This is a genomic window from Streptomyces sp. NPDC002868 (assembly GCF_055563295.1).
Genome location: NZ_JBVHDR010000024.1, coordinates 16935 through 39834, shown reverse-complemented (window position 1 = coordinate 39834; position 22900 = coordinate 16935). Strand labels below are relative to the sequence as shown.

The window sequence follows — 22900 nt, the reverse complement described above, 5'->3', positions numbered from 1 at the left end:
CGAAGCGAAACCGAAACGGTTATCACTTGAATTATCGCCCCATCGCTTGACGCCCTCCACAGGAGTGGAATGGGACCGGGCATGGTCGAGGAGACCGATGAGCCACGGTCGTCGAGCCGGTCCTCACTTCATACGCACTCGAAGAACGTCGCCGAAGGGCGGCATCCTTGAAGGGACGCAGCCGTGGATGATGACGAGACGCAGATCCGGGCGCTGATCGAGCGTTGGGCGGAGGCCGTGCACGCCGGGGATTTGGACGGTGTCCTCGTCGATCACTCGGACGACATCGTGATGTTCGATGTGCCGCCACCAAAAGCCGGAGTACGGGGCATTGACCTCTACCGTGAGACGTGGCCGCCGTTCTTCGAATGGCAGCGGCAAGGTGCTTCGTTCGAGATCGTCTCGATCGACGTCACGGCGGGGGACGATGTCGCCTTCGCGCACGCACTGCTGCGCTGTGGAACTCAAAAGGAGCTGCTGGAAGACCCCGATAGCCGGCTGCGTCTGACGGTCGGGCTGCGCAGGGAGGGGGGACGCTGGGTCGTGGCGCACGAACACCATTCATTCCCGAGCCTGGACTGACGAGGCGGATCTGTCCGTCCTGGAGCACATCGCCGCCGGGCGTGTTCTGTGCGCCGGTTCATGCGCCGGGCGTCAGTGCGCTGGGCGACGGCCACGCAGACGGTCTGCCAGGCACGGAAGCCGGGGTGAGTCAGCCAGTCTGCTGCGCGGCGGCCCAGGCGAGCCCGACGACGGCCGGTGCTGAGACAGCGCCTGCTGCAAGGACGGACGCCCGGGCGGGGCGACCCGACGTAGTGCCTGTCCCGGGCTGCCTGGGGGTGTCGACCCGCAGGTCTTTCACCAACCCGTCCGCTTCGTTCACGCCGGCTCCGGTTGTCTGAGAGAGGCATCACGATAACCGCGGGATGCTCTCATCCCCGGAGATTGGCTGATGCTCGCCATCGTCGGACACACGGTCGAGCCGGCATGGTCCACCGCCCTCGTAGGGCGGGTGGGCGTACCGGGTTGGGCAGTGCCGTGGCTGCGACCACTGCCCAACCCGGTGGCTTCACATGTGCGGTACGAGTTCGGGGTGCTCGTGCTCGCAGGCGTCGTCGATGCCGTAGGTGTCCCACGCGGGGAACGGATCGGCGGCCTGGAGGCTTTCGCCATCTTTCATGAGGCAGTCGGCAACGGCGGCCTGAAGTGCCTCGGTGCGCAAGCCGGTACCGATGAAGACCAGTTCCTGGCCCTGTGCGCTCGCCGCGTCCCGGGCGCCGGAGGGTTCGAAGCGGGCGACGGAGCCGGCCTGTGACCACAGGCCGGTCACGCCCGGGCGGCTGGCCAGCCAGAAGAACCCCTTGGAGCGCAGGATCTGACCGAAGGTCCCGCTGTCGAGTCCCTCGGTGACGAACGTCCACAGGCGGCCAGGGTGGAACGGCACCTGGGAGCGGAAGACCGTGCTGGAGATGCCGTACTCCTCTGTCTCCGGCACGTGATCGCCGTTGAGTTCCATGACCCAGCCCGGGGCCTGTTGGGCCCGCTCCAGGTCGAACAGCCCGGTACCGAGCACCTCGCTCAATTCCACGCGCCCACGGGTCGCGGTGACGATTCGTGCCACCGGGTTGAGGCGGGTCAGGGCGGCCCGGAGCTTCGCCGCCTGCCCCTCGTCGACCAGGTCGAGCTTGTTGACGACGATGACGTCGGCAAACTCGATCTGGTCCATCAACAGGTCGCTGACCGTGCGCTCGTCGTCCTCGAACTGGTCGAGTCCGCGCTCGGCGAGCCCGTCCCCGCCTTCCAGTTCCGGCAGGAAGTTGGCGGCATCGACCACCGTGACCATGGTGTCGAGGCGAGCCAGGTCGCCGAGGGTGGCGCCGTCGTCGCGGGGAAAGGCGAAGGTGGCGGCGACGGGCATCGGTTCGGAGATGCCGCTGGACTCGATGAGGAGATAGTCGAAGCGACCCTCGCGGGCGAGACGGTCGACCTCCTCGAGCAGGTCGTCGCGCAGGGTGCAGCAGATGCACCCGTTGGTCATCTCGACCAGGCGTTCCTCGGTCCGCGACAGGGCGGCCTCGCCGCCGCGCACCAGTGCGGCGTCGATGTTGATCTCGCTCATGTCATTGACGATGACCGCGACGCGCAGGCCCTCGCGGTTGCTCAGAACATGGTTGAGCAGAGTGGTCTTGCCCGCTCCGAGGAAGCCGGACAGGACGGTGACGGGCAGTCGTTCGGCCATGCCCGTCAGCCTTCGGGGCGCAGCAGACCGCGCTCGTACGCCTTGGCCAGCCGCTGCGGCACCAGATAGGCGGCGCCGTCGACCGTGATCGGCACCAGCTGCGGCGTGATCGCCTTCCACTGAGCGCGGCGGTGACGGGTGTTGCTGCGGGACATCTTCCGCTTGGGTACAGCCATGGTTCGGGTCCTCTCTGGATGGCGCGACGCAGACGCTACATGAAAATGGATTCCATTTCTAATGTGGTCGGGCCTGCCGTCGGTGCTCGGCCTTGACGTACACCCGGGACGAGCTGCGCGGTCGTGCCCGGCGGGTAGCGCTCGGCGATCAGCAGTCGCGGAACTCGGGTGACTGGTTGAGGATCTGCGAGCGCAGTGAGGTGAACCTGGTGTGAGTCTTGCCGCCGACCGCCTCGGGGCGGAAGACGGCGACACGGTGGCAGTTCATGAACGCCAGGGTGACGCCGAAGTGCCGCTCAAGGCTGCCGCGGATGGCGTCGCTGGACAGGGCCCGCAGCAGCTGGCCGCGCTCCCTCTCCGAGGGCGGCGGTGTGTGATTGTCGGCGAACTCGGCGACGCCGTCGCGCAGCTCGTCGACGAGGCCGGCGATGAGGGTGTAGGCGTACGGCAGAGAAGTGCGGACGGTCTCTGCGAAGTCCTGTTCACGGACCTCGCCGTGTTCGGCGTCTGCGAGCAGCTGCGGGGAAACATCGAGTGACATGAAATGCGAGTCCTGTCCGTTGGTGAATGGCTGCGGGTGGTGGCAGCAGGAGAGGCTTGCTCAGGAGGCGGGCGTCAGTGCACCGGGGCCGTGCCGGAAGCCGGGGTCGACCTGTTCGGCGAGGTCGGTTCCGGTGGCCTGATTCGCCCAGGCGGTGGCGTTGCGCACGTGGAAGGCGACGGCGTGTTTCTGGAAGGCCGCCCAGTCCTTGGTGCAGACGTCGACAGCGGTACGCAGTTGGCGCAGGGCGTGGAGGTTGTGCGGCTCGAGCTCGCCGTGGCCGCGGCCCTGTTCCTGGGCCCGTACCCATGCAGAGTGCTCGAAGTGGGCCAAGAGATCGTCGCCGACCTGCTCCTTGAGGAAGAGCAGGTCGTCCTCGCCGGAGACCTTGTTGCCGACGACCGCGATCGGGATCCCGAATTCGCGGGCGTGGTCCCGGTACTGGCGGTAGACCGAGACCCCCTTGCGGGTGGGCTCGGCGACCAGGAACGTCATGTCGAACCGGGTGAACAAACCGGAGGCAAAGGCGTCCGCGCCGGCGGTCATATCGACGACGACGTACTCGGCGGGCCCGTCGACGAGGTGGTTGAGATAGAGCTCCACCGCTCCGAGTTTGGAGTGGTAGCAGGCCACACCGAGATCGCTCTCGTCGAACACACCGGTCACCATCAGCGGAACCCCGCCTACGCTCTGCAGGTGGTTGCTGTGCACTGTGTCGTCGCCTAGCAGACGGAGCAGGCGCGAACCCCGTCCGGGCGGGGTGGTCTTGATCATCGCTTCCCGTGAGGGGATGCGCGGATTGTTGCCGCGCAGATAGTCCTTGATTTCGTCCAGGCGGGAACTGAGGGGTGGGGCGGTGAAGGGTTCACCGTCGCCCAGGCCGAGGGCCCCAGCGAGGTGTTGATTGATGTCGGCGTCGATGGCGACGACGGGCGCTCCTGAGTGCGCCAGATGGCGGGAGAAGAGGGCGGACAGCGTGGTCTTGCCGCTGCCGCCCTTTCCGACGAACGCGACACGCACAACTAGTCACCTCTATTGAAAATGAAAGTCATGTGGCTAGGTTTAATGGGACGGCTGAGCCCCTGTCAAATCGCTGTGAACTCAACCGCCGTACAGGAAACTCGAGTTGGGCGCCATGGTCGCTTGGCCCCGCTCGAAGCCTCAGCGTTCTCCCGGCGGCCCCGCGAAGCAGGCGAGGGCCATTAAGTCCGACGAGGGCGGTGGACCCTTCGTGGCTGAGGGCACTCAGCGGCAGAGGCAGACGTCCGGCCAGGTCCCAGATGTCCAGGCGGAGATGAGCACGCCGGCGATGACAAGGTTCTGTGCCACCGGGCGGCGGGTCGGGCGGGACAGGGTGATCGCAGTGGCCAGCCGCCCTCTGAGATCTCGCCGTCGGCGGGGCCATCCTCGGTTCCAGTTATTGAAAATCGTTTTCGTTTTCTGTTAGCTTGCGCGTAGTAACTGGAACGCGCCGGGTGACCGGTTCGGTGGAAGGGGCGATGGTGGGGGATCGACACATAGCGCGCAGGTCCGTACTGCGAGGCATCGGAGGCGGAGCCGTGGCGGCCGCGGGTGGCGGGCTGTTGGTCGGCTGCGGAGGTGACGGCGGCGGGACGCCCGCGGCCGACGATGGCAAGCCGCGGCAGGGCGGACGGTTGCGCGCGGCCTTCGCGGGGTCGAGTGCGGAGTCTGCGAGCGTCATCCAGGCGACCGCGACGCCCGTCGACTACGTACGGGCGCGCATCGTGTGGGACACGATCGGCGAGATCGACGGCAGCAAGCCGGTGTGGCGTGTTGCCGAGTCCGTCGAGCCCAACGACGACGCGACGGTGTGGACGGTGCGCCTCCGGGACGGCATCACCTTCAGCGACGGCAAAGCCCTCACCGCCGACGACGTGCTGTTCAGTCTGAAGACCTTCGCCTCGCAGCCGACCACCCAGAGTGCCTTCCTGGCCGGGCTCGACGCGAAGGCGTCCAAGGTTCGCGACAAGCGCACGGTCGAGCTGCATCTGAAGAGCACGGACGGCTTCTTCGACCTGGCGCTGGCCCAGTCGATGTTCGTGTTCCCGGACGGCACGAAGGACTTCGCGAAGGCCCCGGGCTCCGGGCCCTTCGTACTCAAGAAGTGGGCGCGGAGCAACAGCAGTCTGCTGACGGCGCGCAAGGACTACTGGGGGAGCGGCGGGCCGTATCTCGACGAGATCGAGCTGCTGTCCGTCACCGAGGCCGATGCGCGCCTGAACGGCCTGAAGGCGGGGCAGTTCGACTACGCGGGAGCGCTGACCCTGCCCACTCTGCGCGCCGAGGCGAACAACTCCCGCCTGCGGATCACCACCGCGCCCCGCGAGCTCTGGGGCGAACTGGCCTTTTCCCTGAACCTCTCCACCGCGCCCTTCACGCACGCCGAAGCTGTCGAGGCGGTGCGGTACGCGATCGACCGCGAGGCCATGGTGCGCACGGTCACCCTCGGCCGGGGCGAGATCGCCGACGACGCGATGGGCCGTCACCAGTCCTGGTACGACAGCTCCCTGCCGCGCCGCGACCACGACCCGGACCGGGCACGGCGCCTGATGTCGACGGGCGCGCTGAAGGGCACGAAGCTGTCCATCCGTACGAGCAACTACGAGTACGGACCGCTGGAGGCCGCCACCGCGTTCGTCGAGCAGGGACGTAAGGGGGGCCTGAACGTCGCTGTGGACAAGGTCCCCGCCGCCGACTTCTACACCGACATCAAGTCCCTGCTTGCCGCCCCGCTCAAGACCAGCTTCTACCACCCGCTGCCCCTGCCGCTCGCCCTGAGCCTCTACTACGGGCCGCAGGCGCCGTACCCCTTCACCGGGCCGTCCGACGACACCCTGAACGGCCTGATGGGCGCCATGCACGCCGCGGTCGGCGATGCCAAGCGCACCCGCGCCGTCCACGACGTGCAGCAGCACCTCTACAAGCACGGAGGCGACGTGGTGTTCGCGCGCGTCCCCACCGTCGCGGGGGCCACGACCGCCGTACACGGGGTGCAGGCGCATGGCTTCTTCGACTACCCGTCGCTGCGTGACGCCTACCTCGCCTCGTGACCGGCATACCGGGGAAGAGCCCGGTCCTGTGGTGGCTGCGGCGGGGCGGCATCGCAGCCACCACGCTCCTCGCCGCCTCGCTGCTGGTCTTCGCGGCGACGCTGCTGGCACCCGGTGACGCGGCGGCGGCACGGCTCGCCGGGCAGGGTGCGAGCCCGGGGCAGATCGCCGAACTGCGGCACAGCCTGGGCTTGGACCGGCTCGCCTGGGAGCGCTACGGCAGCTGGCTGTGGGACGCGCTCCACGGTGACCTCGGCCGCTCGTACGCCACCGGGGAGACAGTTTCCGCGCTGATCGCCGAACGGGCCGGGAACTCCCTGCTGTTGGGGGTGGTCGCGGCCGCCCTGCTGGTGCCGTCGGCCGTGGGGCTCGGACTGTGGGCGGGGCTGCGTGCCGGACGGCCCCCCGACCGGCTGGTCTCCACGGCCACGCTGGCGCTGGTCAGCCTGCCCGAGTTCGTCATCGGAACACTGCTCATCCAGCTCTTCGCGGTGGGCGCCGGCTGGCTGCCCGCCGTGTCGGTCCCGGCCGCGGGGCAAGGGCCGCTGTCCCAGCCGCAGATCCTCGTACTGCCCGTGCTCACGCTGCTGTCGGTCTGCCTGGCGCAGAATGTGCGTCTGATCCGGGCCGGGGTGACCGAGGTCGCGGCCTCTGACGCGGTGCGGGCGGCACGGCTCGGTGGAGTGCCGGAACACCGCGTGGTGCTGAGGTGGGTGTTGCCGGCGGCGGTCGTCCCGGCCATCCCCGTACTCGCCCGCTATCTGGCCTATCTGCTCGGCGGCACGCTCGTGGCCGAGACGCTCTTCGGCTACCCGGGGCTCGCGGCCGCGCTCGTGGGCGCCACAGCCGCACGGGACGCCCCCGTCGTCCTGGGCGTCAGCATGCTCGCCGCCTCCGTGACCGTGACCTTGAACCTGCTGGCGGACACCCTCGCCGCAGCCCTCAACCCCGCCGCCAGGAGGCCGAGTTGACCCCGCCGATCCGGCGCACCGCAGGCACCCGGTCCAGCCGGCTCCCCAGGCGGGCGGGAGCCGTGGTCGCGGGCGCGGTCCTGGCCTTTGTCGTTCTCCTGGCCCTGATCGGCCCGTGGCTCGCCCCGCATGCGCCGGGTGCCGTCCTGGACATGCCGTACGCGCCGACCGGCGGCGATGCGCCGCTGGGCACCGACCATCTCGGTGGCGATGTGCTCAGCCGCTTCCTGGCGGGCGGACGGTCCCTGGTGCTGCTTGCGCTCGGAGCTCTCGCCGTCGCGTACGCGCTGGGGGCAGCCGTAGGGATGCTCGCTGCGCTGCGGGGCGGAGCCATAGACGCGGTCGCACTGCGCCTGGTGGACGTGCTGCTCAGCCTCCCGTCGTTCCTGCTGCTCAGCGTAGTTGTGGTGGCCGTTGGGCGAGGGACGAGCGGGGTGGCGGCCGCGACTGCGGTGGTGCTGTTCCCGGAGATCGTCCGCGTGGTGCGGGCCGCGGCGCTGCAGGCTCTTCAGCACGACTACGTCGAGGCCGCCGTCGGGCGCGGCGAGTCGACTCGCCATGTCCTTGCCCGCGAGGTGCTGCCCAACCTGGTGCCGGTGCTCGCCGCCGACGCCGGGGTGCGGTTCGTGGGAGCGGCGTTCACGGTCGCCACCGCGGCGTTCCTCGGCTACGGAGCTCAACCCCCCGCCGCCGACTGGGGGTTGATGATCCTGGAGAACCGCGACGGCCTCGCGCTCCAGCCGCTCGCCGTCGTCCTTCCCGCGACCGGCATCCTCGTCCTGCTGCTGAGCGCCAACCTCCTGGTCGACGCCGTGCTTCCGGCGGACCTGGCGAAGGGACGACATCGCAGCGCACCGATGCTCGCAGACACGGCCGCGGACACCGGGACCGGTGACGCGGTGCTTCGCGTCAGGGACCTGACCGTCGAGGCCGACGGGATACGTGTGCTCGACAGGGTCGACCTCGATGTGCCGCGCGGCCGCGTGCTCGCCCTCGTCGGCCCGTCGGGGTCCGGCAAGACGACGCTGGCGCTTGCCGCGTTCGGCGAGCTGCGCCCCGGTCTCACGCCGTCATCCGGATCGGTGTGGCTCGCCGGACGGTCCGTGCTCGGGCTGCGCCCCCGGCAGCTGCGGCGGCTGCGGGCCCGGCATGCCGCGTACGTACCCCAGGACCCGCGTACCTCCCTGGCGCCGACGCTGCGCGTGGGCGACCACATCGGGGAGTTCCTCCGGGCGCGGGGGGTGCCACGCGCCGATAGGTACGAACGCGTCCGTGCTGCGCTGCGTACCGTCCAACTCCCCGACGACGACGCCTTCCTGCGACGTCGGCCACACCAGCTCTCCGGCGGGCAACGGCAGCGCGTGGCCCTGGCCGCCGCGCTCGCGCACCGCCCCGACCTGCTGGTTCTCGACGAACCCACCAGCGCCCTGGATCCGGTCACGGCCGCCGCGCTCCTCGGCGACCTCGCCAGGATCCGCGAGCAGGGCGGCCCGGCCGTCGTGCTGATCGCCCACGACCTGGCACATGTGGCCGCGGTGGCCGACGACGTGGTGGTCCTGGAGCGCGGACGCGTGGTCGAACAGGGGCCGGTGGAGGAGGTGTTGGCGCGGCCGGTGAGCGAGCCTGCCCGGCGCCTGGTCGTTGCGGCCCGCGCCGCCGCAGCGCCCCGGTCCACGGGTACCGAGGTCGTGGGCGAGCCGGTGCTTTCCCTACGCGGACTGCGCGCCGACCGCGGCCGACGGAACGTACTCGACGGCATCGACCTGGCCGTCGCCGCCGGCGGCTGCCTGTCGGTGGTTGGGCCATCGGGAGGCGGCAAGACCACGCTGCTGCGCTGCATCGCAGGGCTGAACGCCGACTGGACGGGCGAACTCCGGCTGGACGACCGGGACCTGCAACACGGGGTGCGCCGCCGCACTCGCGATGACCTGCGCCTGCTGCAGCTCGTCCCGCAGGACCCGTATGACTCGCTCAACCCGCGCCACACCGTGGAGCGAATTGTCGCCCGCCCGCTGCATCTGTTCCGGCCCGGGCTCGATGGTGGTGGGCGCAGGGCCGAGGTGCACCGGCTGCTGGAACGGGTCGGTCTCGACGCCGCCCACGGGTCGATGCGGCCGGGACAGCTCTCCGGCGGGCAGCGGCAACGTGTTGCGCTGGCACGGGCGTTGGCCGCAGACCCGCGTGTGCTGCTGTGCGACGAGGCGACCAGCGCACTGGACGCCCCCACAGCCGCCACCGTGCTGGCCCTCCTCGACGAGCTGCGGCGGGACCTCGGTCTCGCCCTGGTCGTGGTCACGCACGACATGACGGTGCCGGTACGGCTGGGCGGCGACCTCGCGGTCCTCGCCGACGGCCGGATCAGGGAGTCGGGGCCCGTCGAACGCGTCGTGGCCGATCCCTCTGATCAGGTGACCGCCCAACTTCTTTCCGCCATCCCCCTGTTGCCGATCTCCGCGCCGTACGAGAGGACGAGCCCGTGACACACCCCGGAACGCCCTGGCTGCGCCGGCCCCGGCCGCAGCCGCACCCGGCCGTGCGGCTGGTGTGCCTGCCCCACGCCGGCGGGTCGACCGCGCTCTACCGGGTCTGGAAGGACCTGCTGCCGCCCGAGGTCGAGCCGGTCCTCGTCTGTCCGCCGGGCCGCGAGGACCGGCTCGACGACCCGCTGCCCAAGGAGCTGCCAGAGCTGGTCGAGTCACTCGCCCGGGCCGTGGCGCCGCTGCTCGACCGTCCCTGGGCGGTGTTCGGGCACAGTATGGGGGCAGCGGTCGGGCATGAGCTCGTCCTGCGCCTGATCAAGCAGGGGCACCGGGCGCCGGAGCACCTCTTCGTCTCTGCCCGGGAGGCGCCGCAGCACCACCGCGGCGGCACCGTGCACCTACTGGACGACGACGCCCTGTCTGCCGAGTTGATGCGACTCGGAGGCACGCCTGCGGAGCTGTTGGCGATGGCCGAGGTACGGCAGTTGGTGCTGCCCGCGGTCCGCGGCGACTATCGGCTGATCGAGACGTATGCCGCGAACCCCGAGGGTCCGGTGCCGTGTCCGGTGACCGCGCTCATCGGCGCGAGGGACACCGAGCTGACCGCCGAGGAGGCCGCGGGCTGGGAGAAGTGGACCACTGGCCACTTCCAGCTGCTGACCTTCCCCGGCGGTCACTTCTATCTCTCGGACCGGCCGCAGGCGGTTGTCGACGCGGTGTGCCGCCGCCTGGTCATTCCTGCGCGGTAGCGATAGCCGTGTCTGCGGTCTCTGGCTCGGTCTCGTACGTGTCCTTGTCGCGTACGAGCACCAGGCTCGCCGCGGCCGCCACCAGAGCCGCGTTCCCCGCGACGAGGAAGATCTGCGAGAGCGCCTCGGTATAGGCGCTGCGAGCCAAGGCAAGCACCTGGCCGCGTGCCTCCTGCGGCACGGCAGCGGCGACCGCGTCGAACTGGCCTGCCGTGACCAGCCGTCGCAGTTGCCCGGCGACAGAGTCCGGAACGGCGTGCTCACCGAGCGCGGTCGCGGACATGACGTCGTTCACCTTGCTCGTCAGCACGACGCCGAAGAGTGCGACCCCGGTGGCGGTGCCGAGGGGGAAGAAGCTGTTGGCCGCGCCCGAGGCGGTGCCGGCGCGCGAGGGCGGTACGACGTTGACGGCGAGCGACAGCAGATGGGGAAGGGTCAGACCGGCTCCGAATCCGATCAGGACCAGCATGGGGAGCAGCGCCGTCCAGTCGTCGTCCGACGAGATGTCCACCGCCAGCAGCACGCCGACGCCGACCGCCGCCATGCCCAGGGCCAGTACGCGCGACACCGGCAGCAGCTTCGTCAGCAGCCCGCTCAGCGACGCCCCGATCACGATGGCGATCGACTGCGCGAGCAGCACCAGGCCGATCTCGATCGGCGTGAGGTGCAGCATGCCGCCCAGCCACAGGGTGAGGAAGGGCAGCATGCCGAAACTGAAGATCCGGGCGGCAAAGCTGAGCAGCAGCGCCCCAGCGAAGGTGGGGATCGCGAACAGTCGCAGATCCAGCATCGCGCGCGGGCCCAGCCGCCACTGCACCGCCACGAACGCCACGGCCAGCAGCGTCCCCGAGATCAGTGACGCCAGTACGCCGGGTTCGGACCAGCTGTCCTCCGAGCCTGCCAGCAGGCCGTAGTTGAGGAGGAACAGCGCCAGCACCGCCAGGACCGCTCCGGCGTAGTCGATCTGCCGCGAGCCGCCGGAGGCACCGCTCTCCGGGACCTTGCGCACCGTGCCGTACAGGATCAGCACGCCGATCGGCACATTGACGGCGAAGAGGTAGGGCCAGCTCAGCCACTCCACGATCGAGCCGCCGACCAGCGGGCCCAGCGCCGCGGACACGGCGCCGCCGGCAGTGAACAGCCCGATGGCCGTGGTGCGGGCCCGCGCCGGAGCCCCCTCGAACACACCGGATATCAGGGCGAGCGAGGTGCCCAGCACCATGGCGCCACCCGCGCCCTGCACTGCACGGGCCGCGATCAGGGCGCCCGCGTTCGGAGCCAGCGCGCAGGCGGCCGAGGCGAGCGTGAAGACCGCGACCCCTGCGAGGAAGATCCGCCGACGGCCGATCAGGTCCGACACGGATCCCGCTGTGAGCAGCAGTGCCGCGAAGCTCAGCGTGTACGCGTTGACGATCCACTGGAGGCTGTCCAGCGAGGCACCCAGGTCCGCGCCGATCTCGGGCATCGCCACGTTCACCACGGTGATGTCGAGCGTCATCAGCGCGGCGGCGAGCGCCGTCACGGCAGTCGTCCATCGCCGTGCGTCGCGCACGGCAGGCGGAGTTTCCGCCAACTCCGTTGTCTCGCGGCCTTGTTGGGTGGCTTCTGCTTCAGCCATGACCTTCCTCTCTTGTCTGTCCGTGGGTGGTGACGCTAGCGAGAAACTCCGGACTTGTAAATGAAAATCGTTTCCATTAGCTTGGGTGGCCGGATCGAACCGTGTACTCGAGGGGGATGAATCCAGGTGACGCAGGAACGCGCGGACGCAGTGATCGATCTGTCCGATGCCGTCGGTGAGCTGCTCGGACTGCGCGCCGAGGACATCGACGAAGACGCCCATCTCATCCAACTCGGGCTGGACTCACTGGCGATGATGCGACTGGCAGGGCGATGTCGCCGTGCGGGCCTCGACATCGGATTCGCCGATCTCATCGCCGAGCCGACGCTGGCCGCCTGGCGGCGACTCGTCGCCGAACGCCGGACGGGCGGTGAGGACTCCACTGCCGGACACGTGGACGAGTCGGAACCCTTCGATCTCGCCCTCATGCAGCACGCCTACTGGGTGGGGCGCGCAGACGGACAAGAACTCGGGGGCGTGGCCGCGCACTTCTATCACGAGTTCGACGGGCGGCAGGTCGATCCGGCTCGCCTGGAGGCTGCGGTACGAGCCGTCCTCGCTCGGCACGGAATGCTGCGCGTGAGCATCCTCGACGACGGCCGCCAGCGCATCCTTTCCGACAGTCCCTGGCCCGGGCTGCGCGTGCACGACCTGCGGGAACTTCGCGCCGCGGACGCCGAACAGCGCCTCGCCGAGCTGCGCGGGGAGCTGTCGCACCGCCGCATGGACATCACGGCCGCGGAGGTCTTCGACGTCCAGCTGTCGCTGCTGCCCGACGCGCTGCGGTCGGAGGGCACAAGGCTCCACGTCAATCTCGACATGGTCGCCGCCGACGCGCTGAGTCTGCGCGTGCTGCTGGCCGACCTCGCCCGCGCCTATGCCGACCCCGCGACCTCGTTGCCCGTACTCGACTACAGCTATCCGCGCTACCTGGCCGAACGTAGTGCCGCTCGCGAGACCCCATCCCGTGAGGCGGCCTTCGAGGCCGATCGGCGTTACTGGCAGAAACGGCTCCCCGAACTGCCGACGGCGCCTCAACTGCCGGTCCCTGCACGAGAGTCCGAGGCCATCACCGTCGTACGGCGGCACCTGCACCTCGACGCCGAGCGCAACCGTCGCTTCGAGCAGGCGGCCCGCCGCCACGGCCTGACCCCCGCCATGGCGCTCGCCACGGTGTTCGCCGAAACGCTGCAGGCATACAGTGCCGAGCCGGACTTCCTGCTCAACCTGCCGCTGTTCGACCGCGAGCCCCTGCACGACCATGTCCCCTCGCTCGTGGGCGACTTCACCTCGTCGGTGCTGCTCGCTTGGAACGGGGCGGCCTCCGGCACCTTCGCCGAGCGCGCCGCACGCCTCCAGGAACGCTTCCACCAGGACGTCGCGCATGCCGGCTACTCGGGCGTGGAGGTGCTGCGCGACGCGTCACGCCTGCACGGCGAGCGCGTCCTGGCCCCCGTCGTCTATACCAGCGCGCTCGGCCTGGGCGAACTGTTCGCCGACGCCGTGCGGGAGAGCTTCGGCGAGGCGTCCTGGATCATTTCCCAGGGCCCGCAGGTATGGCTCGACGCACAGGTCACCGAGGTCGGCGGCGGACTCCTGGTCAACTGGGACGCGCGTCAAGACGCGTTCGCGCCCGGCGTCCTCGACGTGATGTTCGACGCCTATCGCGCGCTGCTCGACCGCCTGCTGGACCACCCCGACGCCTGGAGCCGGCCCGTTCCGGCCATGCTGCCCTATGAGCAGCTGGCAGTGCGGGCCGCGGTCAACGACACGTCGTGGCAGCCCGGCGAGGCGCGCCTGCACGACGGCTTCTTCGCGCGGTCAGCGACGGATCCCGACGCACCCGCGCTGCTGTGGGGGAGCGCAGGATCGCTTACGTACGGCGAACTCGCCCGCCGGGCACTGGAGGTGGGCGGGCTCCTGCGGGCTCGCGGCGTTCTGCCTCAAGACGTGGTGGCCGTCACCCTGCCCAAAGGCCCCGACCAGATCACCGCCGTGCTCGGCGTCCTCGCAGCGGGCGCCGCCTATCTGCCCCTCGGCGTCGACCAGCCCCCGGCTCGCCGCGAACGCATCCACGCGTCGGCCCGAATACGCCTCGTGCTCGACGACCTCACCCTGCCGGACGGCATCGAGCCGCTTCCCGCACCCGTCCCCGGCAGCCCGGCCGACCTCGCCTACGTGATCTACACCTCGGGCTCCACAGGTGAGCCCAAGGGCGTCGAGGTCACGCACGCGGCCGCCGTCAACACAATCGCCGATCTCAACAACCGTTTTGCCGTGGGGGCTTCGGACCGCACTCTGGCCGTGTCCGCGCTGGACTTCGACCTGTCGGTGTATGACATCTTCGGCACGCTCGCCTCGGGCGGCGCGCTCGTCTGCGTCGAGGAACCCGCCCGCAGGGAAGCCACGGCTTGGGCGGACTTGACCCGCGCTCACGGGGTGACCGTCGTCAACTGCGCCCCCGCCCTGCTCGACATGCTGATCACCGCAGCGGGCGGCGACGGACTGCCGACGCTCAGGCTCGCGCTGCTCGGCGGCGACTGGGTGCCGCTCGACCTGCCTGGCCGGGTGCGCGCCGCCGCGCCGGACTGCAGTTTCGTGGCGCTGGGCGGCACTACTGAGACCGCCATCCACTCCACTGTCTGCGAGGTCGGCGATGTGCCGGCCGAGTGGGTGTCGGTGCCCTACGGGACACCGCTGCGGGGCGTCCGGTGCCGGGTCGTGGATCCGCTCGGCCGTGACTGCCCGGACTGGACGCCCGGTGAACTGTGGATCGGCGGCGCCGGTGTGGCGCGCGGCTACCGGGGCGACGCGGCCCGCACCGCCGACAAGTTCCGCGAGGTCGACGGGGTGCGCTGGTACCGCACCGGCGACCGGGGCCGCTACTGGCCCGACGGCACCCTGGAGTTCCTCGGCCGCGCCGACCACCAGGTCAAGGTGCGCGGCCACCGCATCGAACTCGGTGAGATCGAGGCAGCGCTGGCCGCGGCCCCCGGCGTGGAGAAGGCCGTCGCGGTCGTCGGGGACGACCGGCGGCTGGGTGCAGCCGTGACCGGTGTCGCCGACCCGGCGCAGCTGCGTGCGTACGCCGCCGAGCGGCTGCCGGCCGCGATGGTGCCCGAACGGGTCGCGGTCCTCGCCGAGTTCCCGCTCACACCCAACGGGAAGGTCGACCGCAAGGCGATCGCCCGCCGCGTCGGACAGTGCGCAGAAGCCGAGGCCCGCACGGTCACTCCGCCGCGCGGCGAGCGCGAACGGCAGGTCGCGCAGGCATGGTCCGCCGTCCTCGGGGTCACCGACGTCGGACGCGAAGACGACTTCTTTGCCCTCGGCGGCGACTCGCTGCTCGCCACCCGTCTCGTCGCCCGGCTGCGCACCGAGGGCTACGGCGATGTCCGCCTCTCTGAACTCTTCGCCCACCCCGCTCTCGCCGACTTCGTCGGCAGCCTGCGCCCCGACGGCACACATCGCACCGAGCAGACGGTGACAGCCGATCCCGCGCGGCGGCACGAAACCTTCCCCCTCACCGACGTGCAGCGCGCCTACTGGCTCGGGCGCGGAGAGGACTTCACGCTCGGCGGCACCGGCTGCCACTTCTACCGCGAGTACGACGTCGACGACCTGGATGCGGACCGGCTGGAGTCGGCCCTGAACCGGCTCGTCGAGCGCCACGAGATGCTGCGTGCCGTCGTCGACGAGAGCGGCGAGCAGCGGATCCTGCCAGAAGTGCCCCGGTTCACCGTACAGATCACGGATGCGGGGCCAGACGCCGAGGCAGCGTTCGCCGCCTTGCGCGAGAACACCTCGCACCAGGTCTTCGACCCCGGCATCTGGCCGCTGTTCGCCGTTCGAGGTGTGCGCGCGGGCCGTCGTACGCGGCTGGGCATCGGGATCGACAACATCGCGCTCGACGCGCTGAGCATTCTCGTCTTCTACGCGGAACTGGCCACGCTGTACGCCGACCCGAACGCCCAACTACCGCCCGTCGACGTCTCGTTCCGCGATTACATATGCTCCACCGTCCCCGACCCCGAGGCAGTCGCCGCCGCCCGCTCGTACTGGACCGACCTGCTGCCGCAGCTGCCTTCCGCACCGGCGCTGCCGCTCGCCAAGGACCCGTCGGCTGTCGAGCGCCCTCACTTCACGCGCCGTGAGGCGCTCATCGAGCCGCAGCGGTGGCAGGCCCTCGCCGAACGAGCGCGGGAGCACGGCCTCACCCCGTCCGGAGTACTTCTGGCCGCCTTCGCCGAGGTGCTCGGCCGGTGGAGTGCCCGACCTGAACTCACTCTGAACCTCACCCTGTTCGACCGCCGTGACGTGCACCCGGACATCGGCAACGTCCTCGGGGACTTCACCTCGCTGATGCTCGTGTCGTCCCGCCCGCAGGCCGGCGAGAACTGGCTGGCGCGCGCCCGTCGCGTCCAGGAGGAGCTGTGGCGCTCCCTGGACCACCGGGAGGTCTCCGCCGTCTGGGTGCTGCGTGAACTCGCACGCCGCAGCGGTGAACCGGAGACCACCATGCCCGTCGTCTTCACCAGTGCGCTCGGTGTGGGCGGCGAGGTCCCGGGTGCGCCCTTCGACCGGCAGGTGTGGGGTGTTTCGCAGACGCCGCAGGTGTGGCTCGACCATCAGGTCACCGAGGACGCCGACGGTGTCCGCCTCAACTGGGACGTCGTCGAGGAACTCTTCCCCGACGGCTGCGTCGACGCGATGTTCGCCGCGTATCTGCGACTGGTGGACTGGCTGGCCACGGACGACTGGACGACGCCCGCGCCCGACCTGCTGCCCGCCACGCAGCGCACCACCCGCACGGCCGTCAACACGACCGGCACCGGCGTCCCGGGACTGCTGCACCGCGACTTCTTCCGCAGGGCCGCCGATCAGCCGCACCGCACCGCCCTGCTCTGGGGCGACGACGACCGCATGAGTTATGGCGAGCTCGCCGACCGCGCGCTGCGGCTGGCGACCGTGCTCGTCGAGCACGGAGTCCGGTGCGGGGAGACCGTCGCGGTCAGTCTTCCCAAGGGGCCCGACCAGATCGTGGCGGTACTCGGAGTGCTGGCCGCCGGGGGCTCGTACGTCCCGGTCGGCATCGACCAACCCCGGGCCCGGCGCGAGCGCATTCACAGCCTCGCGGGCGTACGCCTCCTCATCACCGAAGCGGACTCCGCGTCGGCCGTGACCGACGGGGTCCTGGCCGTGCCGGTGGACGCGGCGCCCTCGATGGACGTGGCCGCGGCCCCCGTCGACGTACCCGCCGACGAACTCGCGTACGTCATCTTCACCTCCGGCTCCACCGGCGACCCGAAGGGTGTCGAGATCACCCACCAAGCGGCCGCCAACACCGTCACGGACATCAACGAGCGCTACGACGTTGGCGAGTCCGACCGGGTACTCGCGGTGTCCGCGCTGGACTTCGACCTGTCCGTGTACGACATCTTCGGGCCGCTCTCGGCAGGCGGCGCTCTCGTGCTCATCGACGAGAACGACCGGCGCGACGCGCGCAGCTGGCTCGACCTCGTGCGCCGCCACCGGGTCACGCTGTGGAACACCGTGCCCGCCCTGCTCGACATGCTGCTCACCACCGCGGAGGGCGCACAGCCGCCCGACCCCCTGCGGCTCGTGCTCGTCTCCGGCGACTGGGTTGGCCTCGACCTGCCGGGACGGCTCGCCGAGCAGTGCCCGTGGAACCGGTTCGTCGCCCTCGGCGGGGCGACCGAGGCCGCGATCTGGTCCAACGCGTACGAGGTTGTTGATGTCGACCCCGCATGGCGCTCGATCCCGTACGGACATCCCCTCCGTGGCCAGAGCTTCCGGGTCGTCGACGCGCACGGACGCGACTGCCCGGACTGGGTACCCGGCGAGCTGTGGATCGGCGGCGCCGGGGTGGCCCGGGGCTACCGCGGCGCGCCGGAACTCACGGCGCGGCAGTTCGTCGGCGACGGAGGCGAGGGAGCGGATCGCTGGTACCGGACCGGTGACCTCGGGCGGTACTGGCCGGACGGGACCCTGGAGTTTCTCGGCCGCGCCGACCAGCAGGTCAAGATCCGCGGCCACCGCATCGAACTCGGCGAGGTCGAGGCGGCGCTGCAGGACGCGCCCGGCGTTGGGCGCGCCGTCGTCACTGTCGCCGGAGAGGGTACGGCTCGCCGCCTGGTCGCCGCCGTCGTCCCCGCCTCCGGCTCCGCGCAGGGCGGGCTCGACAGCGTACAACTGCCTGCTTCCACTCGTGAGTTCCAGGACCGCGCCCGGCGCGAGGAGAGCGTTGCTGCGGAGTCGTTCCTGGCCCGCCTCCTCGGTGTCGCCGACCTCACGGGGGAGATCTCCCCTGCGCAGTGGGCGGCCCGCCTGGAGGTCGCCGAGGAGCATCTGCCGGTGGTGCGCTTGTGGCTCAGGTGGCTCGCGGAGCGCAAGGTCCTTGTGGAGGACGGCGGGACGTACGCAGTGGGGCCGGAGGCCGCTGCGGTACTGAAGCCCAGTGCTGGGACCGAACAGAGCACAGACAGCTATGGCGCCCTGATCGCCCGAGCCCATCAGCGGCTCATCGAGCGGCTCGGCGACTACCGGGAGATCCTCGCGGGGCGCCTGGACGCGGCCGTGCTGCTCGACGACGACGTACTCGCTCCCGCGCGCCTTGCCGCCGCCGACCCCGGCAGTGGTGCCGCGATCGATGAAGTCGCCCGGCAGATTGAGGAGTTGCCCGCTGAAGCAGGACGCCCTATCGAGGTCGTCGAGCTCGGCGGCGGGGACGGGAGCTGTGCCGTGCGGCTGCTGAGCCGGCTCGCGCCCGAGCAGGTGCGGTACACGCTGCTGGACAGCAACCCTGCCCTCGTCGCAGCGGCCGAGCGGCGTCTCGCGACATTGCCGCACGACGTCGCCTGCCACCGGATGCAGGGCCTGGCCATACCCGACGACATGCGGCACCGCTTCGACGTCGTGCTGGCCGACCAGGTGCTGCACCGCAGCCCGGACCCCAGGCACGGACCCGCGCTGGCCTCCCTGCCCGCGCGGCGCGGCGGGGTACTGCTGGCCGTCGAACGGTCCGAGCTCACGCCCGTCGCCCTGCTCACAGCCGCTCTGCTGGACGGCGGGTACGCGGCCTTCGACCGCGAGCGGCGGGCCGCGGGCACTCCGATCCTGCCCGTCGCCCGCTGGGCCGAGCTGCTGAGAGCGGCCGGGTTCCGGGACGTGACCCATCGGCCCGTGGGCGACTCCTTCACCGAGCTGCTGACAGCCCGCCGCCCCGAAGACGCCGTCGACCTCGACCCGACCGCGCTCCGAGATCACGCCGCGGACCGGCTGCCCGCGCACATGGTGCCCGACCGGATCGCCGTCCTGCCGTGGCTGCCGCTCGGCGCCAACGGCAAGGTCGACCGCAGGTCCGTCGCCGCCCTGACCGGGGCCACGCAGGACGAGGACCCGGACGAGCCTCCGCAGGGCGACCTGGAGGAAGCAGTCGCGGCGATGTGGGCCGAGCTGCTCGGCGTACCCGCGATCGGCCGCAGGCAGAGCTTCTTCGTGCTCGGTGGCGACAGCCTTCTCGCGACCCGCTTCCTCGCCCTGGTGACACAGCGGTTCGGCGTACAGCTGCCACTGCGGCGCCTGTTCGCGGGGCCGACGCTGGAGCGGGTCGCGCAGGCCCTCGCGGAGGAGCAGGCACAGGGACACCACGAGGAGACCGAGGAGGGAGCGCTGTGATCGGCATCATCGGCGGCTACGGCGCGGTCGGCGGCCACACGGCGCGGCTACTTGCCCGGTGGGGAGCAGGGCCGCTGCGGATCGGCGGACGCGACGACATCCAGGCGAAGCGATTCGTCACCACGCACCTGGCGGACACACAGGCGGAGGCGGCCACCGTCGACATCGACGATGCCGGCTCGCTCGCCTCCTTCGTACGGGGCTGCGACCTCGTCGTCCACTGCGCGGGCCCCTCGCACCGCACCTCGGAGCGGGTCACGTTCGCCGCGCTGATGGCGGGCGCCCACCTCGTCGATGCCGGAGGCGGCGGTCGGCTCGAAGGCGTTCGGACGGCCGTCGGCGAGCGCACGGCGCTGTACGAAGCCGGCGCGCTGCCGGGCCTGTCCGGGCTGCTGCCCCGCTGGCTGGCAGCCGAGCACTTCGACTCCGTGGAGGGGCTCGTCGCGTATGCCGGGGTGCTGGACCGCTTCACCCCGACCGGCGCCGACGACTACCTCGACGGCGTGCTCGACGGAGCCAACGAACCGCTCGCGGCATGGCGGGACGGCGCCCGCCGCCCCGGCGCGCTGCAGCGCCTGACAGGGCAGCAACTGCCGTACTTCACCCGCGAGGTGGTGGCCGCTCCCTACCTGGACGCCGAGGGCGAGCGGCTGGCCCGCGACCTGTCGCTCACCCACGGCAGCTGGTACACGGCCGTGGACGGCGAGCATCTGTCCGCCGCGCTCGACACGGCTCGCGCCCTCGACCGCGCCGACGCCGTGGCGGCCCTGTGCCGGGCCACCGCGCTCGACGCCGCGGGACGAACTCCCTACGTCACCCTGTTCGCCCAGCTCGACGGAACCTCCGAGGGGCGGCCCGTTACCCGTACGGCCGTCCTGCGCGCGCCAGGCATCTCGCGGCTCACCGGTGCTGTCACCGCGGTCGCGGCCCTCGCCGTCCTGCGCGGCGAGGTGCCGCACGGCACACGCTGCGCCGACGCCGCCCTCGACCCGGCCGCCGCCGTCGCGCGCCTGTGTGCCGAACCCGGCCTGTGCGACGTGACGGTGCACGACGCGGCAATCCACGAGCTGACCAATGTCGAGGAGGGTGTGCTGTGAATACGACCATGAACGTGACAGGTGCCCGCAGGCTCAGGACGGTCGTGTGCGGGACCACATTCGGCCAGTTCTACCTGGCCGCCCTGGCCGGGTTGCCCGATGAGTTCGAGATCGTCGGCGTGCTGGCCGCCGGCAGCGAGCGGTCCGTGGCATGCGCCGCGCGCCACGGTGTTGCCCTGTACACCGACGTGGACCAGCTGCCCGACGACGTCGACCTTGCCTGCGTCGTCGTACGCTCCGGCGTCCTGGGCGGCTCCGGCACCGACCTGGCACTGCGGCTGCTGCGCCGCGGTATCCACGTCGTCCAGGAACAGCCCGTGCACCACGACGACCTGGTCGCCTGTCTGCGCGAGGCGCGCCGGCACGGGGTGCGGTACCGGCTCGGCGACCTGTACGTGCGGCTGCCGGAGGTACGGCGCTTCACCGCCGCCGCCCGCACGGCACTGGCCCGGCAGCCCGTCGCGTACGTCGACGCCGCCTGCGCCTCGCAGGTCGCCTTCCCCCTGCTGCACATCCTGGGCGAGGGGCTCGGCAACGTACGGCCGTGGCAGGCGCGCGTCGCGCCCACCGAGGGCGACGCGCCGTTCACCGTCCTCACCGGCACGATCGGCGGCGCGCCGCTGACGCTGCGCGTGCACAACCAGATCGACCCCGACGACCCCGACAACCATCTGCACCTCCTGCACCGCGTCACGATCGGCACAGCAGGCGGCAGCCTCACCCTCGCAGACCCGCACGGCCCGGTGCTGTGGAGCCCGCGCCTGCACATCCCGGAACCGGTGAAGAACCGTTTCGACTTCGAGGCCCCCGGCACGGAGCATCTGGCGGAGCCGAGCACGTCCCCGCTGGGCCCGGCCAAAGCGCCGGACTACCGGCACCTGTTGCGCGAACAGTGGCCGGCCGCCATCGGCGAGGACCTGCGTGCGGCGCGCGCCGTGATCCTCGGCGACCCGGCGGCCGACCGGCCCGACCAGTACCACCTCACCCTGTGCCGGATGTGGCAGGACCTGACGAAGGAAATCGGCTATCCGACGCTGCTACCTGGGCAGACCCATCAGCCGCTCTCCGCACGCGAGTTGACTGCGGCAAGGGCGGAACCCGACCCGCGGGAGCTGATCCGGTACGCCGTCGCCGCGGCCGAGCGCCGGGTGGGCACGGTCGACCGCCGTCTTGTGGACGACTTCGTGCGGCAGCTCGACGACGCGGTGCTCTCGTCGATGGTCGTAGCCCTTCAGCACTCGGGCGCTCTCGACGATCCCGGGCGCACGCAGTCGGCGGCGGAGATCCTGGCGGCCGCCCGCGTGGCGCGCCAGCACCACGCCCTGATCCGGCGCTGGCTGAGGGTCCTCGCCGACCGCAAGGTGATCGAGCGGGAGGGAGACGGATTCCGCGGTACGCCGCCGGTGGACGCGGACTCCGTCGACCGGGCCTGGGACACGGCTGCCACAAGCTGGCAACGCCGGCTCGGCGCACCCGAGTTCATTGCCTACCTGCGGCGCAACGCCGAACGCCTGCCGCAGCTGATGACCGGTGAGCAGCAGGCTGCCCTGCTGCTCTTCCCGGAGGGCCGGACCGAGATCGCGGACGCCGTGTACGGGGACACCGTCACCGCTCGCTACCTCAACACCGCAATGGCTAGTGCCGTACGTACCCTCGCAGCGGTCCGCAACACTGCGCGCCCGTTGCGGGTCCTCGAGGTCGGGGCGGGCACCGGAGCGACCACGGCGGCCGTCGCCGCGGCCCTCACGGAAGGCGGGCGGCGTACGCCGCCGGTCGACTACCTGTTCACCGATGTCTCGCACTTCTTCGTCGCGACGGCCAAGGAACGCTACGCCCGGCACCGCTGGATCCGGCACGGCCATTACGACATCGACCGGGATCCGGCCGTCCAGGGGCTCGCGCCGGGCAGCGTCGACGTCGTCATCGCGGCGGGCGTGCTGAACAACGCGCGCGACACCGATGCGACGGTGCGGTCCCTCGCCGGACTGCTCGCTCCGGGAGGCTGGCTGTTCATCACCGAACCGACCCGGGAACACCTGGAAATCCTGGCCTCGCAGGCGTTCATGATGACCGCCGCCGAAGACGCCAGACGAGCTTCGGACACCACGTTCCTCTCCCGCCGTCAGTGGCTCGACGTCCTGGCGGGAGCCGGAGTCGGGATGGTCGTGACCGCGCCGGACGAGGACCATCCGCTGGCGCCACTGGGGCAGCGGTTGTTCGCCGCCCGCCTCGGCTGATCGCCGCCGAGCGAAGAGACAAG

13 protein-coding genes are annotated in these 22900 nt (G+C 70.9%); 8 read left to right on the top strand and 5 right to left on the bottom strand.

The window, feature by feature from the left end; all coding sequences use genetic code 11:
- The first annotated feature begins 183 nt into the window (after positions 1 to 183).
- Positions 184 to 582 (top strand): YybH family protein, encoded by a 399-nt coding sequence (locus tag ACZ3H8_RS36735; RefSeq protein ID WP_467409205.1) that lies wholly within the window; start codon positions 184 to 186, stop codon positions 580 to 582.
- A gap of 487 nt (positions 583 to 1069) precedes the next feature.
- Here ACZ3H8_RS36735 and ACZ3H8_RS36730 read toward each other — a convergent pair whose 3' ends face one another.
- The 4 genes from ACZ3H8_RS36730 to ACZ3H8_RS36715 all read right to left on the bottom strand — a co-directional run bounded on the left by ACZ3H8_RS36730 (position 1070) and on the right by ACZ3H8_RS36715 (position 3976).
- Positions 1070 to 2239, bottom strand: a complete 1170-nt coding sequence (locus ACZ3H8_RS36730; protein WP_467409204.1) for a GTP-binding protein — start codon at positions 2237 to 2239, stop codon at positions 1070 to 1072.
- A gap of 5 nt (positions 2240 to 2244) precedes the next feature.
- Positions 2245 to 2415, bottom strand: a complete 171-nt coding sequence (gene rpmF / locus ACZ3H8_RS36725; protein ID WP_398507852.1) for a 50S ribosomal protein L32 — start codon at positions 2413 to 2415, stop codon at positions 2245 to 2247.
- Between the two features lie 148 nt (positions 2416 to 2563).
- The gene (locus tag ACZ3H8_RS36720) at positions 2564 to 2956 is read right to left on the bottom strand and encodes an SCO5389 family protein (RefSeq protein WP_467409203.1); all 393 of its coding nucleotides are present in this window, start codon (positions 2954 to 2956) and stop codon (positions 2564 to 2566) included.
- 60 nt (positions 2957 to 3016) lie between these two features.
- On the bottom strand, positions 3017 to 3976 hold the full coding sequence (locus ACZ3H8_RS36715) for an ATP-binding protein (protein ID WP_467409201.1): 960 nt from the start codon (positions 3974 to 3976) through the stop codon (positions 3017 to 3019).
- Positions 3977 to 4455: 479 nt separating this feature from the next.
- On the opposite strand from ACZ3H8_RS36715, the gene ACZ3H8_RS36710 reads away from it, so the two are divergent.
- Genes ACZ3H8_RS36710 through ACZ3H8_RS36695 form a run of 4 tightly spaced genes read left to right on the top strand, consistent with a single transcriptional unit; the run spans position 4456 to position 10227 of the window.
- Positions 4456 to 6027: an ABC transporter substrate-binding protein gene (locus ACZ3H8_RS36710; RefSeq protein ID WP_467409200.1), complete on the top strand. Its 1572-nt coding sequence runs from the start codon at positions 4456 to 4458 to the stop codon at positions 6025 to 6027.
- The gene (locus ACZ3H8_RS36705; RefSeq protein ID WP_467409199.1) at positions 6024 to 6998 is read left to right on the top strand and encodes an ABC transporter permease; all 975 of its coding nucleotides are present in this window, start codon (positions 6024 to 6026) and stop codon (positions 6996 to 6998) included. The genes ACZ3H8_RS36710 and ACZ3H8_RS36705 overlap by 4 nt, the downstream gene beginning before the upstream one ends.
- Positions 6995 to 9478: an ABC transporter ATP-binding protein/permease gene (locus tag ACZ3H8_RS36700; protein ID WP_467409197.1), complete on the top strand. Its 2484-nt coding sequence runs from the start codon at positions 6995 to 6997 to the stop codon at positions 9476 to 9478. The genes ACZ3H8_RS36705 and ACZ3H8_RS36700 overlap by 4 nt, the downstream gene beginning before the upstream one ends.
- Entirely contained in the window at positions 9475 to 10227 is a 753-nt protein-coding gene (locus ACZ3H8_RS36695; protein ID WP_467409195.1) for a thioesterase II family protein, read from the top strand. The genes ACZ3H8_RS36700 and ACZ3H8_RS36695 overlap by 4 nt, the downstream gene beginning before the upstream one ends.
- Here the strand turns inward: ACZ3H8_RS36695 and ACZ3H8_RS36690 are convergent.
- Positions 10211 to 11845, bottom strand: coding sequence for an MFS transporter (locus ACZ3H8_RS36690; protein WP_467409193.1), 1635 nt, complete (start codon positions 11843 to 11845; stop codon positions 10211 to 10213). The two genes, ACZ3H8_RS36695 and ACZ3H8_RS36690, sit on opposite strands and share 17 nt — an antisense overlap.
- Before the next feature lie 126 nt (positions 11846 to 11971).
- Here ACZ3H8_RS36690 and ACZ3H8_RS36685 point away from each other — a divergent pair, with 126 nt between their 5' ends.
- Genes ACZ3H8_RS36685 through ACZ3H8_RS36675 form a run of 3 tightly spaced genes read left to right on the top strand, consistent with a single transcriptional unit; the run spans position 11972 to position 22877 of the window.
- Positions 11972 to 19543 (top strand): amino acid adenylation domain-containing protein, encoded by a 7572-nt coding sequence (locus tag ACZ3H8_RS36685; protein WP_467409191.1) that lies wholly within the window; start codon positions 11972 to 11974, stop codon positions 19541 to 19543.
- Complete coding sequence (locus ACZ3H8_RS36680; RefSeq protein WP_467409190.1) at positions 19540 to 20640, top strand: saccharopine dehydrogenase NADP-binding domain-containing protein; 1101 nt, start codon at positions 19540 to 19542, stop codon at positions 20638 to 20640. The genes ACZ3H8_RS36685 and ACZ3H8_RS36680 overlap by 4 nt, the downstream gene beginning before the upstream one ends.
- On the top strand, positions 20637 to 22877 hold the full coding sequence (locus tag ACZ3H8_RS36675) for a Gfo/Idh/MocA family oxidoreductase (protein ID WP_467409188.1): 2241 nt from the start codon (positions 20637 to 20639) through the stop codon (positions 22875 to 22877). The genes ACZ3H8_RS36680 and ACZ3H8_RS36675 overlap by 4 nt, the downstream gene beginning before the upstream one ends.
- Positions 22878 to 22900: the final 23 nt, after the last annotated feature.

Excerpts from the sequence above, each read along its gene's own strand:
- ACZ3H8_RS36690 (WP_467409193.1), bottom strand. The coding sequence starts at position 11,845 with ATGGCTGAAGCAGAAGCCACCCAACAAGGCCGCGAGACAACGGAGTTG.
- ACZ3H8_RS36730 (WP_467409204.1), bottom strand. The coding sequence starts at position 2,239 with ATGGCCGAACGACTGCCCGTCACCGTCCTGTCCGGCTTCCTCGGAGCG.
- ACZ3H8_RS36720 (WP_467409203.1), bottom strand. The coding sequence starts at position 2,956 with ATGTCACTCGATGTTTCCCCGCAGCTGCTCGCAGACGCCGAACACGGC.
- ACZ3H8_RS36710 (WP_467409200.1), top strand. The coding sequence starts at position 4,456 with ATGGTGGGGGATCGACACATAGCGCGCAGGTCCGTACTGCGAGGCATC.
- rpmF (WP_398507852.1), bottom strand. The coding sequence starts at position 2,415 with ATGGCTGTACCCAAGCGGAAGATGTCCCGCAGCAACACCCGTCACCGC.